This is a genomic window from Kitasatospora sp. NPDC096204 (genome assembly GCF_044763205.1).
In the GTDB taxonomy this organism is placed as follows: Bacteria; Actinomycetota; Actinomycetes; order Streptomycetales; family Streptomycetaceae; genus Kitasatospora.
Genome location: NZ_JBIWFT010000039.1, coordinates 77,009 through 90,029, shown reverse-complemented (window position 1 = coordinate 90,029; position 13,021 = coordinate 77,009). Strand labels below are relative to the sequence as shown.

Sequence of the window (13,021 nt, the reverse complement as noted above, 5' to 3'; positions counted from 1 at the left end):
CCAGAGGTCTTGGAGGAGGTCGTCAGCCACGACCGTTCATGATCGCGGTTGTGGTGACGCTCTGTGGCTCTGGCACGGAAAGTGATCCAGAACCCGTCCAGCAGGCCGGCGGCGGCGGTGATCAGCGGGCCGTGGCAGATCTGGGCGACGGGCTTGTCCGCGTCGAAGAAGTGCCGGGCGATCCGCTGCACCTCCGGGTCGTTGCGCAGGTACTCGGGGGCGCGGCCGCCGGGGATGACCAGGGCCACGTAGTCGGCCGGGTCGACGTCGGCGAAGGCCAGGTCGGCGGGCCAGGTGTAGCCGGGCTTCTCGGTGTAGGTGTCGAACCCCTCGACGAAGTCGTGCACCACGAACTGGAGGCGCTTCTTCGTCGGGGCCGCGATGTCGACCTGGTAGCCCTCCTCGCGCAGCCGCTGGTAGGGGTAGAACACCTCCAGTGACTCGGCGGCGTCCCCGGTGACGAGCAGGATCTTCGATGTCATCGCCGACATCCCTCCAGGTGGTCGAACCTCAGGTCGGGTACGGGCGCCGGGCCGTGGCGGCCGGCCCGGGCCCGGTCAAACCTCCCGTACCTGCGGCACCGTTGGCAACGGGGCGCACCGGGCGTACGACGGCGCATGACGGAGGTGCGCGCGCCTGTCGCCTGGAGTGCGCGCCGGGTCGGCCGCCCGGATGCGGGGGCCTGACGCCCGCGTCCTAGACTCCTGCTGCCCACGACCGTCCTTCTCCGGAGGAGCCCATGCCGGACCGCACCACCCACCTCGTCCTTCCCGGCTACCTGAATTCCGGCCCCGAGCACTGGCAGACCCGCTGGGAGGAGGCCGAGCCGGAGTCCTTCCGCCGGGTCGAGCAGGCGGACTGGGACCACCCGGAGCGGACGGACTGGGTGGCCCGGGTGGACGCGGCGGTGGCCGCGGCCGCCGCCGAGGGCCCGGTGGTGCTGGTCGCCCACAGCCTGGGCTGCGTCACGGCGGCCCACTGGGCGGCCACCGCCTCCGCCGAGCGGACCGCCGCCGTCCGGGGCGCGCTGCTGGTCGCCCCGGCGGACGTCGACACCGCCGAGGTCCCGGAGCTGGTGAACTTCCGCCCGGTGGCGCTGGAGCGGCTCCCGTTCCCGGCCGTCGTGGTCGCCTCGACCGACGACCCGTGGGTCTCCGCGGAGCGGGCCCGCGCGTTCGCGGCCGCCTGGGGCGCCCGCTACGTCGAGCCGGGCGCGTACGGGCACCTCAACTCCGACTCCGGGCTGGGCGACTGGCCCCAGGGCCGCAAGCTGCTCGCCGAGCTGTGACCGCCGCGACGGCGGACGGGGAAACGGGGGAACGGTGAACCGACGGACGACGGACCGACGGACGTCCCGGGCCAGGCGCACGCTGGTCCGGATGCTGGTGCTCGGCGGGCTGGCCGCCGTGCTGCTCTACACCGAGGGGCAGTGGGAGAGCCGGTCGGGCGGGCGGATGGCGGTGGCCGACCTGCTCAACCGGCCGGGGCTGCTGCTCGGCGGGGCGCTGGCGGCGCTGATCGCCGCCGCCTGGCTGAGCGACCTGCGCACCGCCGTGCGGACGGCCACCCGGGCGGTCACGGTGACCGCCGGGGTGGTGTTCCTGCTCGGCGTGCTGGCCGTGCACAAGGTGTCGGCGGCCGAGACCCGCAGCCGGGAGGACGCCCCGGCCGGGGCCGAGAGCGCCCTGGTGGTGGTGCACCGCTCGTACGCCACCGGGCCGGAGGCGGACGAGCACTGGCAGGTGCTGCTGGAGAGCGGTGAGGGCTGGTCGGCCCGGCGCTGGGCGCTGGCGGACGTCGGCCGGGGCCGGGGCGACGCCCGGCTGGTGGAGGCCCGCTGGACCGGGCGCTCGCAGATCACCGTGGTGACGGACTCCTACCGGCGGGTGTTCAACCTCGACCAGGACAGCGGCGAGCCGGTCGAGGCGCGGTAGGCCGGCGGTCGGGACGCGGTGGGCCCGCCGGGCCCCTCTGCTCGACCGGCCCGGATCGGGCCGTCGGCCCCGCGCGCGTACCCGTACGCGCGCGGGGCCGACGGTTCACTGGTCCTCGGGGTCGGTGGCTCCGGGCGGGACGGGCGACCCGGTGCGGCCGGGGGCCGGGTTGACGCCACGCGGCCGGCCGCCGTTCGTCGGGCTCCCGGTGGCGGGGGCGCCGGTGCAGGTGACCGAGCCCGGCGAGCCGCTGGAGGTGGTGCAGTTGGGGTCCCGTCGCACCGGGTCCGGGATGTAGACGGTGGTGAAGTCCTTCTCCGGCATGTTCCGTACCGCGTCGCTCATCGCCTTCTGCCAGATCGGCCCGGGGCCGGTGGCACCGAAGACCTCCGCCTGGTAGGTGCCGCCGATCCGGATGTTGCGCATGGGCACCTTGGTGCCCGGGCTGCCCAGCCAGACCGAGCCGGCCAGGTTGCCCGTGTAGCCGGTGAACCAGGCCGACTTCTTCTCGTCCGTGGTCCCGGTCTTGCCGGCGATCTGGCGGCGGTCGTCCAGGCCGAGGTCCCGTGCGGTGCCGCCCTTCTCCGTCACCCCGAGCAGCACGCTGTTGATCACGTCCGCGGTGTCCTCGGACATCGCCGGGGTGCACCGGGCCTGGGGCACCGGGACGTCGGTGCCGCCCACCGTGGTGATCCGGTTGATCGCCAGCGGCGCGCAGTAGGTGCCCCGGGCGGCGAAGGTCGCGTACACGTTCGCCATGGTCAGCGGGGTGACCTCCTCGGTGCCGAGGCCGAGCCCGGGCACCTCCGACAGCGGCGAGCCGTCGGCCTTTCCGGCCACGCCCAGCTTGTTGGCCATCTGCTTGACCGCGCAGAGGCCGATCTCCTGCTCCATCTGCACGAAGTAGGTGTTCACGGAGAGCGCCATGGCCTGCTTGAGCTCGTACGGGCCCACCTCGGAGGCGCTCTCGTTGGGGATGGTCCCCTCCTTCTTGCCCTTGCTGAGGTTCTTCCAGGTGCCGTCGCAGGTCCGCATCGTCGGCCAGTCCATCCGGTTGGGCGAGTCGTACCGCTGGGTGGACGGCAGACCGGCCTCCAGGGCGGCGGCGGCCACGATCGGCTTGAAGTTGGAGCCGGGCTGGAAGCCGATGCCGCCGCCCATCGCCGCGTCCACGTTGTAGTTGACGACGGTCTCGTTCTTCTCCTTGGCCAGGCCGTACGGGCGGGTCTGGGCCATCGCCAGGATCTTGCCGCTGCCGGGCTCGACCATCGTCATCGCGGCCGAGACCGGGTCGGTGACGTACACCTTGGTGGAGACGGCCTTCTGGGCGGCGGCCTGCTTCTCCGGGTCCAGGGTGGTGTAGATGTTCAGGCCGCCGGTGTCCCAGAGCCGCTTGCGCTCGGCCGCGCTCTTGCCGAAGGCCGGGTCCTGCTTGACGACGTGGCGGACGTAGTCGCAGAAGAAGCCCATGCCGGCCTGGGCGGTGATGCAGCCGTTGCGCGGGTCCTGGTAGTTGAGGCCGAGCGGGGCGGCCTTCGCCTCCCTGGCCTGGTCGGCGGTGATGTGCTTGTTCTCCACCATCTTGTCGATGACGGTGTCGCGGCGCTTCTGGGCGGCCACCGGGTGCAGCTTCGGGTCGTACTGGGACGGGTTCTGCACCAGCCCGGCGAGCATGGCCGCCTCGGGCAGGCTGAGGTCCTTGGCGTCCTTGCCGAAGTAGCGCTGGGAGGCGGCCTGGATGCCGTACGCCTGGTGGCCGTAGAAGGTGATGTTGAGGTAGTTGGTGAGGATCTGCTCCTTGGTCAGGTCCTCCTCCAGCTTGATGGCGTACCGGAGTTCCTGGATCTTGCGGCCGAGGGTCTTGCGCTGCGCCTCGCGCACCGCGTCCGCGTCGTCGCCGGCCTTCTCCACGTTGACGTTCTTCACGTACTGCTGGGTGAGTGTGGAGGCGCCCTGGACGGCGGCTCCGCTCTCCGCGTTCTTGGTGATCGCGCGCAGGACGCCCTTGAGGTCGACGGCGCCGTGCTCGTAGAAGCGGGCGTCCTCGATGTCGACCTGCGCCGTGCGGATCAGCGGGGACATCTGGTCGGCGGATATGACGGTACGGTCGCGCTCGTAGACCTTGGCGATCAGGCCGCCTCCGGCGTCGAAGATCTGCGTCGCCTGGCTCAGCGGCGGGGTCTTGAAGTCGTCGGGGATGCTCTCGAAGCCCTCGACGCCGTTCTTCGCGCCGAGTCCGACCGCCCCGGCCGCCGGGAGGATCAGGCCCGCCACCAGGACGCCGCCCAGCACGCTGGCGCCGAGGAAGGTGGCCGTGTGGCCCAGGATGCCGAGCGGGGTCTCACGGCGCCTCGGGCGGGGCACCCAGGTGTCGCCCGGGTCCGAGGCGGCGGGTATGCGGCTCTTCGGTGACATAGATCGAACATTACGGCCGTGAACAGGCCCTGGGGGACGGGTGTTGGCGAAGGATTGTCACAAAATCGCGACGGATTCGACTCATTCCCGAGCGTCGAACGGGCGCGCACGCCAGGGCAAGGGCCGTTCGTCCACGGCCCGTTGCCCCCGCGCGCCGCTCCCCGCTCCCCCTACCGGCCGCTCAGCCGCCGCTCAGCCGGCCGGGCAGAGGACGTCCCCGGCCGGGCGGCGGCCGGTGGTCAGGTAGTCCGTCACCACCCCGTCGGCGCAGGCGTTCCCGCTCAACCGGTACATGCCGTGGCCGCCCGCGTCGGCCACCACCATCCGGGCCCGCTCCCCGAACGCCGCACGCAGCTTGAGCGCACCGGAGTACGGGGTGGCGGGGTCGCGCAGGTTCTGCGCCAGCAGCACGTTCGCCGGGCCGCGGTCGGTGACCCGCACCGGCGGCTCGGCGGGGGCGAACGGCCAGAAGGCGCAGGGCATCACGTTCACCGGCAGGCCGGCGGTGAGCGGCCGGGCGGCGCGGTCCGACTCGACGGCCTTCGCGTAGCCGGCCGGATCGGTGGGCCACCGGACGTCGTTGCACAGGGTGCCGACCGTGACGGCGAGGGTGTTCTGCACCGTCTGGAGGTCCCGCTCGCTCGGCTTCGGCGGGGCGGGCAGCTCGCCACGGCCGAGTCCGGCCAGCATCAGCCGGGCGAGGTCGGGGAACCTGGCCTTCGAGTACAGGCTCGACAGCAGGGCCTCGCGCAGCACGTTGCCGTTCAGCTCCGCCGGGTCGGCGCCCTCCCAGGGCAGCGGGGCCCGGTCGAGGCGGGCCGCGAGGTCGAGGAAGAGCGGGCGGACCTCCTCGGGGGTGTCCGCGAGCCGGTACCGGTTGCCCGGGTCCGACGCCCAGGCGGCGAAGTCCGGGAAGCGGTCCTCCACCCCCTGGCCGTAGTTGTCCAGCCAGCCGCGCCCCACCCGGCTCGGGTCCGGGTCGTCGTTGCTGTCCAGCACGATCCGGTCGGTGTGCTCGGGGAACATCGTGGCGTAGGCCGCGCCCGCGTAGGTCCCGTACGAGACGCCCCAGGCGGACAGCCTGCGCTCGCCGAGGGCACGGCGGATGCCGTCGATGTCGCGCGCCTCGTTGGCGGTGGAGATGCTGCGCAGCACCGGTCCCCCGTTGCGGGCGCAGGCCTCGGCGACTCGGCGGGAGGTGGCCAGGTTCCCGTCGATCGAGCCGTCGACGGCCGGCCAGGGATGCACCTTGACCATCGCCAGGTCGGCGGTGTCCAGATCGCAGCTGACCGGGGTGGACCGGCCGACGCCGCGCGGGTCGAAGCCGACCACGTCGTAGCGGTCGCGGACGGACTGCGGCAGGCGCCCGGCCATGCCCGTGACGAGGTCGAGGCTGGAGCCGCCCGGCCCGCCGGGGACGGCCAGCAGGACGCCACGGCGCACTCGGGGTTCGGCGGCGGCGATCCGGGAGACGGCGAGGGTGATGCGGGGGCCGTTCGGGTCGGCGTAGTCCAGCGGGACGGTGACCTCGGCGCAGCGCTGGGAGCTGTCGGCCGGGGCGCCCGGACAGGAACTCCAGGCGAGGCGGTCGTTCCCGGGCTTCGGGACGTCGGCCGCGCCGGCGGGCGCGGCGCTCAGCGCGGTGACGGTGACGGCGAGGGCGGCGGCCGCGGTGACGGCGGCGGTGATGGTGCGGATGGGTTTCGGCATGCCCAAGAGCCTGCCGTGGCACGGAACTTGGGCCCATCCGGGCAGCGGGCCGGTCGGGGGTGGGGAAAGCCCCCGGGAGGGGGTGGAGACCGCTGCAGGGGCAGTCTCCGGTCGCGGAGGGTGGTGGCGGCGGAACCGGGCGCCGGCTCAGAGGCCGAGCAGGCCCGGGTCGGTGGCCAGGGCGCGCAGCGGCTCACGCGGGTCGGCGACCAGCCTGCGCTCCTTCAGGTCGAGGATGCCGCCGACGCCGGTGATCTCGGCGGCCAGCACGCCGTCCTCGCGGACCAGCCGCTGCACCATCTGGAAGGTCTTGCCGTCCCGCCAGGCGAACGAGCAGCCGACCTCCACCGAGTCGCCCGCGCGCAGCTCCCGCAGGTACTTGACCGTGGTCTCCAGGACCACCGGGCCGACCCCCTCGGCCACCAGGTCCGCCTGGCGGATCCCGGCGGCCCGGAGGTACTCCCAGCGGGCGTGCTCGGCGTACTGGAGGTAGACCGCCTGGTTGAGGTGACCCTGCGAGTCGGTCTCGTAGCCGCGGACGGTGATGGGTGTGCTGAAGGCCTGATCACTCATGCCCCGCACGGTACTCCGGGCCACCGGGGCACCACCGCGTGTCCTGCGTCACCCCGGCCGGGCAGCCGGCTCGGCCGACTCGCCCTGCGCTGCCGGATCAGCCGGATCAGCCGGATCAGCCGGGCAGGGTGGCCAGCAGCGCCGTGAGGGCGTCCGGGCGTTCGTCGACGGGCAGGTGCTCCACGGGGTGGAAGCCGCAGCCGAGCGCGGTCGCGCCGCCGTCGCAGACGAGGTCGTCGCCGACCATCAGGACGTCGACGGGGGCGAGGCCGAGCCGCTCGCAGGCGGTCTCGAAGATCACCGGGTCGGGCTTCTGGGCGCCCACCTCGCAGGACAGCACGTAGACGTCGACCCACTCGTCCAGGCCGTGCGCACGGAAGATCGGACGCAGGTCCCAGCCGACATTGCTCACCACCGCGACCGGCACGCCCCGGCGGCGCAGCTCGCGCAGCACGGGGACGGCGTCCGGGTAGGGGCGCCAGCTCGCCGGCGCGATGTGGCTGTCGTACAGGGCGTCCACGTCGAGGCCGGCGGGCGGCTCGGCGGCGCGGATCAGCGCGGTGTAGGCGGCGCGGTGCAGCTCGGGGGTCAGGTCCCTGGTATCCCAGGCCTGCCGGGCCTCCGGCGGGATGCGGCGCGGCGGCACTCCGCCGGGCAGGGCACCGAACTCCTCCAGCCGGGCCACCAGTTCGGCCTCCTCCCCGGCGGGCAGGGCGAGGCCGGTGGTGGCGGTGTGGGCCGCCAGCCACTCGGCGGTGGAGACGACCCTCAGGAGGGTGCCGGAGAAGTCGAACATCACAGCTTTGATCATGGACGGGAGCCTAGCTCCGGCCCCGTCCTGCCGTCCGGCGGATCGGACCGGGGCAGGGTTCGGATCAGGGCAGGGTTCGGATCAGGGCAGGGTTCGGATCAGGGCAGGGTGAGGACGCGCGGGCCGTCCTCGGTGACGGCGACGGTGTGCTCGATGTGGGCGGCCCGGCGGCCGTCGACGGTGCGCAGGGTCCAGCCGTCCGGATCGGTGCGGTGGTCGTCGCGGCCGCCGGCCAGCAGCATCGGCTCGATCGCCAGCACCAGGCCGGGGCGCAGCGGGTAACCCCGGCCCGGGCGGCCCTCGTTGGGCACGTGCGGATCCTCGTGCATCCGGCGGCCGATGCCGTGGCCGCCGTAGCCGTCCAGCAGGCCGTACCGGCCGGCGCGGGCGACGGTGCCGATGGCGTGGGCGATGTCCCCGGTCCGGTTGCCGACCACCGCGGCGGCGATGCCCGCCTCCAGGGCGCGCCGGGTGGTCTCGATCAGGGCGGTGTCCTCGGGGCGGGCGGTTCCGACGGTGAAGCTGACCGCCGCGTCCCCGGCCCAGCCGTCCAGGACGGCGCCGCAGTCGATGCTCACCAGGTCGCCGTCGCGCAGCCGGTAGCCGTCCGGGATGCCGTGCACCACGGCGTCGTTCACCGAGGCGCAGATGACGGCCGGGAACGGGACGGGTGCGAAGGCGGGGCGGTAGCCGAGGAACGGCGAGGAGGCCCCGGCGGCCTTGAGCACGCCGCGCGCCACCTCGTCCAGCTCCAGCAGGCTCACGCCGACGGCGGCCTGTTCCCGGACGGCCGCCAGCGCGTCCGCCACCACCCGCCCGGCCTCGCGCATCGCGGCCAGTCCGGCGTCCGACTTGAGTTCGACCATGGCTTTTCCCTCCCTGGATCCAATTCTTATACCGGTATTTGTATCACGGTCGATGGCGTGGTCGGCACCGCCTGACGGTGCCGCGGGGCCGCCCCGGGAAGGACGGCGAGCGAGGCTCTAGACTCGTCGGCATGGTGAGGACTCCGCTGACCCCGTGGGAGCGCGATCGCGGCGAGCGCTTCGGGGCGCTGCTGCGCGAGGCGCGCGGCGAGCGCAGCATGGTCGAGGTGGCGGCGGTGGCGGGCGTCTCGGCGGAGACGCTGCGGAAGATCGAGACGGGCCGGGCGCCGACACCGTCCTTCTTCACCATCGCCGCGCTGGCCTTCGCGCTCGACCTCTCGCTGGACGAACTGGCGGCCGCGTGCGCGTCCCCGGCGGACGGCGAGGCGCTCTCCGCCTGAACGGCGGCGGCCCGCCCCGCGCGCGGTGCGCGGGACGGGCCGTCGTCGTGGCTGCGCCCGGTGGTGGCGCTCAGCCGTGGCGGGTCAAGCCGTGGCGGGTTCAGCCGACCGAGCTGTTGTAGCTCTCGATCGCCGGCTGCAGCTCCTTCGCGGCGTCGGCCAGGGCCTGCTGGGCCGGCTTGGTGCCCGCGATGGTCTGCTCGATCGCGGTCTCCACGCCCTTGCGGGCCTGCGGCATCACGCCGAGCAGGCAGCCGGCCGTGGCCGGGGTCGGCTTGGTGGCCTTCAGCTGGTCGATCGCGGTCTGGAACTGCGGGTACTTGGCCACCCACTCCTTGTCCTTGGGGTCGTCCAGGGACTTGGTGTTGACCGGGAAGTAGCCGGTGCCGGTGTGCCAGACGGCCTGCTGCTCGGGAGCGGAGACGAACTTCTCGAACTCCCAGGCGGCGCGCTTCTCGGCGTCCGAGTGGCCGGGGCCGCTGATCCACAGCGAGGCGCCGCCGATCACCGGGCCGCCCTGGTCGGCGGCGGCGACCTTCGGGAACGCCGCGGTGCCGACGCCGAACTTCGCGGCCTCGGTGTAGCCGCGCAGCACGCCGGTGGACTCCAGGTGCATCGCGACCGTGCCGGCCTTGAACGCGGCCTGGGCGTCGTCGGTGGTGCGGCCGGTGTTGGCGGCGTAGCCGCCCTTGACCAGGTCGGCCCACCACTGGACGATCCGGGCGCCCTGGGCGGAGTCGAAGACGACCTTGCCCGCCTTGTTGCCGCGGCCGTTGTCGTTGTCGCAGTACATGGCACCGGACTCGGCGAGCAGCTGCTCGACGAACCAGCCGTAGATGGCGGCGCCGAAGCCGTACCGGACGGTCTTGCCGTCGGCGTCCTTCTTGGTCAGCTTCTTGGCCAGCTCGCCCAGCTCGTCGAGGTCCTTGGGCGGCTGGGCCGGGTCGAGGCCGGCCTCCTTGAAGGCGTCGGTGTTCAGGTAGAGCAGCGGCATCGAGGAGTTGAACGGCATCGACTGGAGCTTGCCGCCGACCGAGTAGTAGTTGCGGATGTTGGCGTCCAGGTCGTCCAGCGAGAAGCCGTCCTTGTCGGCGAAGGCCTGGGCCGGGACGGTCTGCCGGGAGTCGATCATGAACCGGGTGCCGATGTCGTAGACCTGCGCCAGGGCGGGGGTGCCCTTCTGCTGGACCGCGGCCTTGTACTTGGTGACCAGCTCGTCGTACTTGCCCTGGAACTCCGCCTTGACCTCGATCTTGCCCTGGTGGGCGGCGTTGAACTGGCTGACCAGGCCGTTCAGCACGTCGGCGTTCTTGCCGGTCATCGAGTGCCAGAACTCGACGGTGGTGACGCCGGAGGCCTGGTCGAGGGCCTGGGCGCCGGGCGCGCCGGCGTCGGAGGAGCCGCCGGAGCCGGAACCGGAGCCGCTGGAGCTACAGGCGGTCAGGGACAGGCCGGCCACCAGCAGGGCCGCGAGCGCGCGCGCACTCTTCTTCACGAGGGTTCTCTCTCTATCCGGGGAAGCGGGGTCGTGGACGGGAAGCGGGTCAGCGGACGGCGCCCGCGGTCAGGCCGCGGACGATGAAGCGCTGGCCGAAGACCACCAGGGCGAGGGTGGGCAGCAGGGAGAGCACGACACCGGCCAGGATCAGCCCGGGGTCGGCCATCTCGGAGTCGCGCAGCGAGGTCAGACCGATCTGGAGGGTCTGCATGTTCGCCGTGCGGGTGATGATCAGCGGCCAGAAGTACTGGTTCCAGGCCGACAGGAAGACGTAGATCGACAGCGCCGCGAGGGCCGGCTTGTTGAGCGGGACGACGATCCGCCACAGGAAGCGCCAGTGGCCGGCCCCGTCGATCCGGGCGGCGTCGCGCAGTTCGCCGGGCAGCTGCCGGAAGGCCTGGCGCAGCATGAAGGTGCCGAAGCCGGAGGCCAGGAAGGGCAGCACCAGGCCGAAGTAGGTGTTGCCGAGCCCCCAGCCGGACAGCGTCAGGTAGTTGGGGATGATGATGGCCTCCCAGGGGACCATCAGGGTGGCCAGGAACACCCCGAACACCACGGCCCGCGCCTTCATCGGCAGGAAGACGAAGGCGTACGCGGCGAGGATCGAGGTGAACAGCTGGGCGAGGGTGATGGCCGTCGCCACGAGCGCCGAGTTGGCGTACTGGCGGGCCAGCGGGATGGCCTCCACGGCACCGGAGAAGTTCCGGCCGGTGACCGAGTGCGGCACCAGGGCCGGCGGGTAGGAGGAGAGTTCGGACGGGCCCATGAAGGCGCCGGCGATCGCGTAGTAGACCGGGAAGGCCACGGTGACGACGGCGACGGCGAGCAGCAGGTAGACGGTGGCGCGGCCGAGCAGGTCGCGCGGGGAGCGTCCGGCGAGGGCGCGGGCGCGCGGGCGGGGCGCCTCGGCCGCCGTCTTCTCGGCCTCGGTGGTCAGGGTGGTCACGCGTAGTGCACCTTCCGCTCCAGGACGCCGAACTGGACGGCCGTGCAGGCGAGGACGACCACGAGCAGCACCACGGCCTGGGCACTGGCGGTGCCGAAGTCGCTGGAGCCGTAGGCGAAGGCCTTCTCGTAGACGGAGTAGACGAGGGTCCGGGTGGAGCCGTCCGGCCCGCCCTTGGTGAGGATGTGGATCTGGCCGAAGCTCTGGAGCGCGTGGACGGTGGAGACCACGGTCAGGAAGAACAGGTTCGGACCGAGCATCGGGATGGTGATCGAACGGGCCAGCCGCAGGCCGGAGGCGCCGTCGATGCGGGCCGCCTCGACGACCTCGCCCGGGATCGACCCGATGCCCGCGGAGAGCACCAGCACGTTGTAGCCGAGGTTCATCCACACCGTGGTGACGGCGACCGAGAACAGCGCGTAGCGGGAGTCGGTCAGCCAGCCGACCGGGCCGAGGCCGACGTGCGAGAGCAGGCCGTTGAGCACCCCGCTGGCGGGGTTGAAGAACACCGCGAACACCACCGAGGCGCTGGCCACCGAGAACGCGAAGGGCAGTGCGAAGGCCGAGCGCAGCAGCCGCACGCCGCGGATCCGGTTCTCCAGGAGCAGGACCAGCGCCAGCGCGCCGAGCACCCCGGGCACCACGGTGATCAGCGTGAACAGCGCCGTGGTCGTCAGGGTGCGGCCGAAGTCGGCCGAGGCGAACAGGTCGGTGTAGTGCTTCGTCCCCACGTAGCGCGAGGGCGCGCCGAAGAGGTCGTTGGCGTGCCCGCTGAGGTAGATGGTCCGCCCCAGCGGGTAGCCGATGAAGAGGACGAAGACCACCAGGGACGGCAGCAGGAAGGCCCAGGCGAGCCCGTGTTCGCCCCGGCGTCCTCCCCGGTGCGCTCGTGGGCGGCGGCCCGGGAGGGCCGCGGTGTGCGGTGCGGTCGGCATCTTTCGCGCGTCCGCCTTTCGTGATGTCGGTTCAGGCCGAAACCGTGTCTTGCCCGAACGACGGCCCGGAAACCTCGTGGTGATCAACGGGTGTCACCGGGATTACGCGTTCGCGTCAGATCCGGCCGGTCGTGCGCGGACGGGCGGCGAGCGGCGGTGGACGGGCAGCGGACGGCTGGTCGGGCGGGCAGTCGGTCGGTTCACCGCGCTGTCGGAGGGGTGGCGTACGGTGCGCGGGTGGACGAAACGGAATTCGACATCCCGGCTGCAATGGCCGAAAGTGTGCGCTCCCGCGAAGGCGCCTGGGCGCTCGTCAGGGGCTTCGCCGCGTACTGGGGCGAGCCGCTGGGCCCGGACGACGGCTTCACGGACGCGGAGCTGGACGCCGCCGAGTTGCGCCTCGGCCTGCGGCTGCCGGCGGCGCTGCGCGAGGCGTACCGACTGTTCGGCCGCCGCGCGGACCTGACCAGCAGCCAGGACGTGCTGCTGACCCCGGCGGAGCTGTACGTGCTGGACGGCGCGCTGGTGTACCGGGCGGAGAACCAGGGCTGCGCGCACTGGGGCGTGCTGCTGGACGACCTCGGCCGGGAGGACCCGCCGACGGTGGGCCGGCTCGACCTGGCGGACAAGTCGCAGGAGCGGTGGGAGCCCTGGGAGGAGAGCTTCTCGACGGCGGCCGCGGCGATGGCGCTGATGGAGAAGCTGCTGGAGGACCACGAGCTGACCGACTTCCTCGAACTTGAGGACGAACTGCCGCTCGGTCTGCGGGAGTTGCCCGCGCTCGGCCGCAACTTCCGCTGGCACCAGGGGTCGGAGGCAATGGTCGGGGTGGCCGAGGGGGCCTGGGCGGTGGCCCGGGCACGCACCCCGCAGGCGCTGGAGGCGCTCTACGAGGCGGTGCCCGGGGAGTGGTCGGGCGAGTGAGCCCGGGG

The 13,021-nt window shown here is 72.8% G+C and carries 13 protein-coding genes; 4 read left to right on the top strand and 9 right to left on the bottom strand.

What is annotated here, in order from left to right; all coding sequences use genetic code 11:
• A partial coding sequence (locus ACIQ87_RS32820; RefSeq protein WP_402413973.1) for a DJ-1/PfpI family protein occupies positions 1 to 482 on the bottom strand: 482 nt, incomplete at its 3' end.
• Positions 483 to 739: 257 nt separating this feature from the next.
• On the opposite strand from ACIQ87_RS32820, the gene ACIQ87_RS32815 reads away from it, so the two are divergent.
• The gene (locus tag ACIQ87_RS32815) at positions 740 to 1,288 is read left to right on the top strand and encodes an RBBP9/YdeN family alpha/beta hydrolase (protein ID WP_402413971.1); all 549 of its coding nucleotides are present in this window, start codon (positions 740 to 742) and stop codon (positions 1,286 to 1,288) included.
• A 91-nt stretch (positions 1,289 to 1,379) separates the two neighbouring features.
• Entirely contained in the window at positions 1,380 to 1,934 is a 555-nt protein-coding gene (locus ACIQ87_RS32810; protein WP_402413969.1) for a hypothetical protein, read from the top strand.
• A gap of 105 nt (positions 1,935 to 2,039) precedes the next feature.
• Here ACIQ87_RS32810 and ACIQ87_RS32805 read toward each other — a convergent pair whose 3' ends face one another.
• From ACIQ87_RS32805 to map, 5 genes are all read right to left on the bottom strand, one after another.
• Complete coding sequence (locus ACIQ87_RS32805) at positions 2,040 to 4,349, bottom strand: transglycosylase domain-containing protein (RefSeq protein WP_402413966.1); 2,310 nt, start codon at positions 4,347 to 4,349, stop codon at positions 2,040 to 2,042.
• Positions 4,350 to 4,541: 192 nt separating this feature from the next.
• Positions 4,542 to 6,059, bottom strand: coding sequence for an alpha/beta hydrolase (locus tag ACIQ87_RS32800; RefSeq protein ID WP_402413964.1), 1,518 nt, complete (start codon positions 6,057 to 6,059; stop codon positions 4,542 to 4,544).
• 147 nt (positions 6,060 to 6,206) lie between these two features.
• On the bottom strand, positions 6,207 to 6,632 hold the full coding sequence (locus ACIQ87_RS32795) for an acyl-CoA thioesterase (RefSeq protein ID WP_402413962.1): 426 nt from the start codon (positions 6,630 to 6,632) through the stop codon (positions 6,207 to 6,209).
• A gap of 115 nt (positions 6,633 to 6,747) precedes the next feature.
• The gene (locus tag ACIQ87_RS32790; protein WP_402413959.1) at positions 6,748 to 7,443 is read right to left on the bottom strand and encodes an HAD family hydrolase; all 696 of its coding nucleotides are present in this window, start codon (positions 7,441 to 7,443) and stop codon (positions 6,748 to 6,750) included.
• A 98-nt stretch (positions 7,444 to 7,541) separates the two neighbouring features.
• Positions 7,542 to 8,309 carry a type I methionyl aminopeptidase gene (gene map / locus ACIQ87_RS32785; protein WP_402413956.1) on the bottom strand — a complete coding sequence of 256 codons (768 nt, stop codon included), beginning with the start codon at positions 8,307 to 8,309 and terminating at the stop codon, positions 7,542 to 7,544.
• Positions 8,310 to 8,440: 131 nt separating this feature from the next.
• On the opposite strand from map, the gene ACIQ87_RS32780 reads away from it, so the two are divergent.
• The gene (locus ACIQ87_RS32780; RefSeq protein WP_402413954.1) at positions 8,441 to 8,710 is read left to right on the top strand and encodes a helix-turn-helix domain-containing protein; all 270 of its coding nucleotides are present in this window, start codon (positions 8,441 to 8,443) and stop codon (positions 8,708 to 8,710) included.
• Positions 8,711 to 8,810: 100 nt separating this feature from the next.
• Here the strand turns inward: ACIQ87_RS32780 and ACIQ87_RS32775 are convergent, their stop codons facing one another.
• From ACIQ87_RS32775 to ACIQ87_RS32765, 3 genes are read right to left on the bottom strand one after another with little or no spacing between them, the layout of a single operon-like run.
• Entirely contained in the window at positions 8,811 to 10,205 is a 1,395-nt protein-coding gene (locus ACIQ87_RS32775; protein WP_402413952.1) for an ABC transporter substrate-binding protein, read from the bottom strand.
• A gap of 49 nt (positions 10,206 to 10,254) precedes the next feature.
• Positions 10,255 to 11,154, bottom strand: coding sequence for a carbohydrate ABC transporter permease (locus ACIQ87_RS32770; protein ID WP_402413951.1), 900 nt, complete (start codon positions 11,152 to 11,154; stop codon positions 10,255 to 10,257).
• Entirely contained in the window at positions 11,151 to 12,089 is a 939-nt protein-coding gene (locus ACIQ87_RS32765) for a carbohydrate ABC transporter permease (protein ID WP_402413949.1), read from the bottom strand. The genes ACIQ87_RS32770 and ACIQ87_RS32765 overlap by 4 nt, the downstream gene beginning before the upstream one ends.
• Positions 12,090 to 12,326: 237 nt before the next feature.
• Here ACIQ87_RS32765 and ACIQ87_RS32760 point away from each other — a divergent pair, with 237 nt between their 5' ends.
• Positions 12,327 to 13,013: an SMI1/KNR4 family protein gene (locus tag ACIQ87_RS32760; RefSeq protein WP_402413947.1), complete on the top strand. Its 687-nt coding sequence runs from the start codon at positions 12,327 to 12,329 to the stop codon at positions 13,011 to 13,013.
• The last annotated feature ends 8 nt before the right edge of the window (positions 13,014 to 13,021 follow it).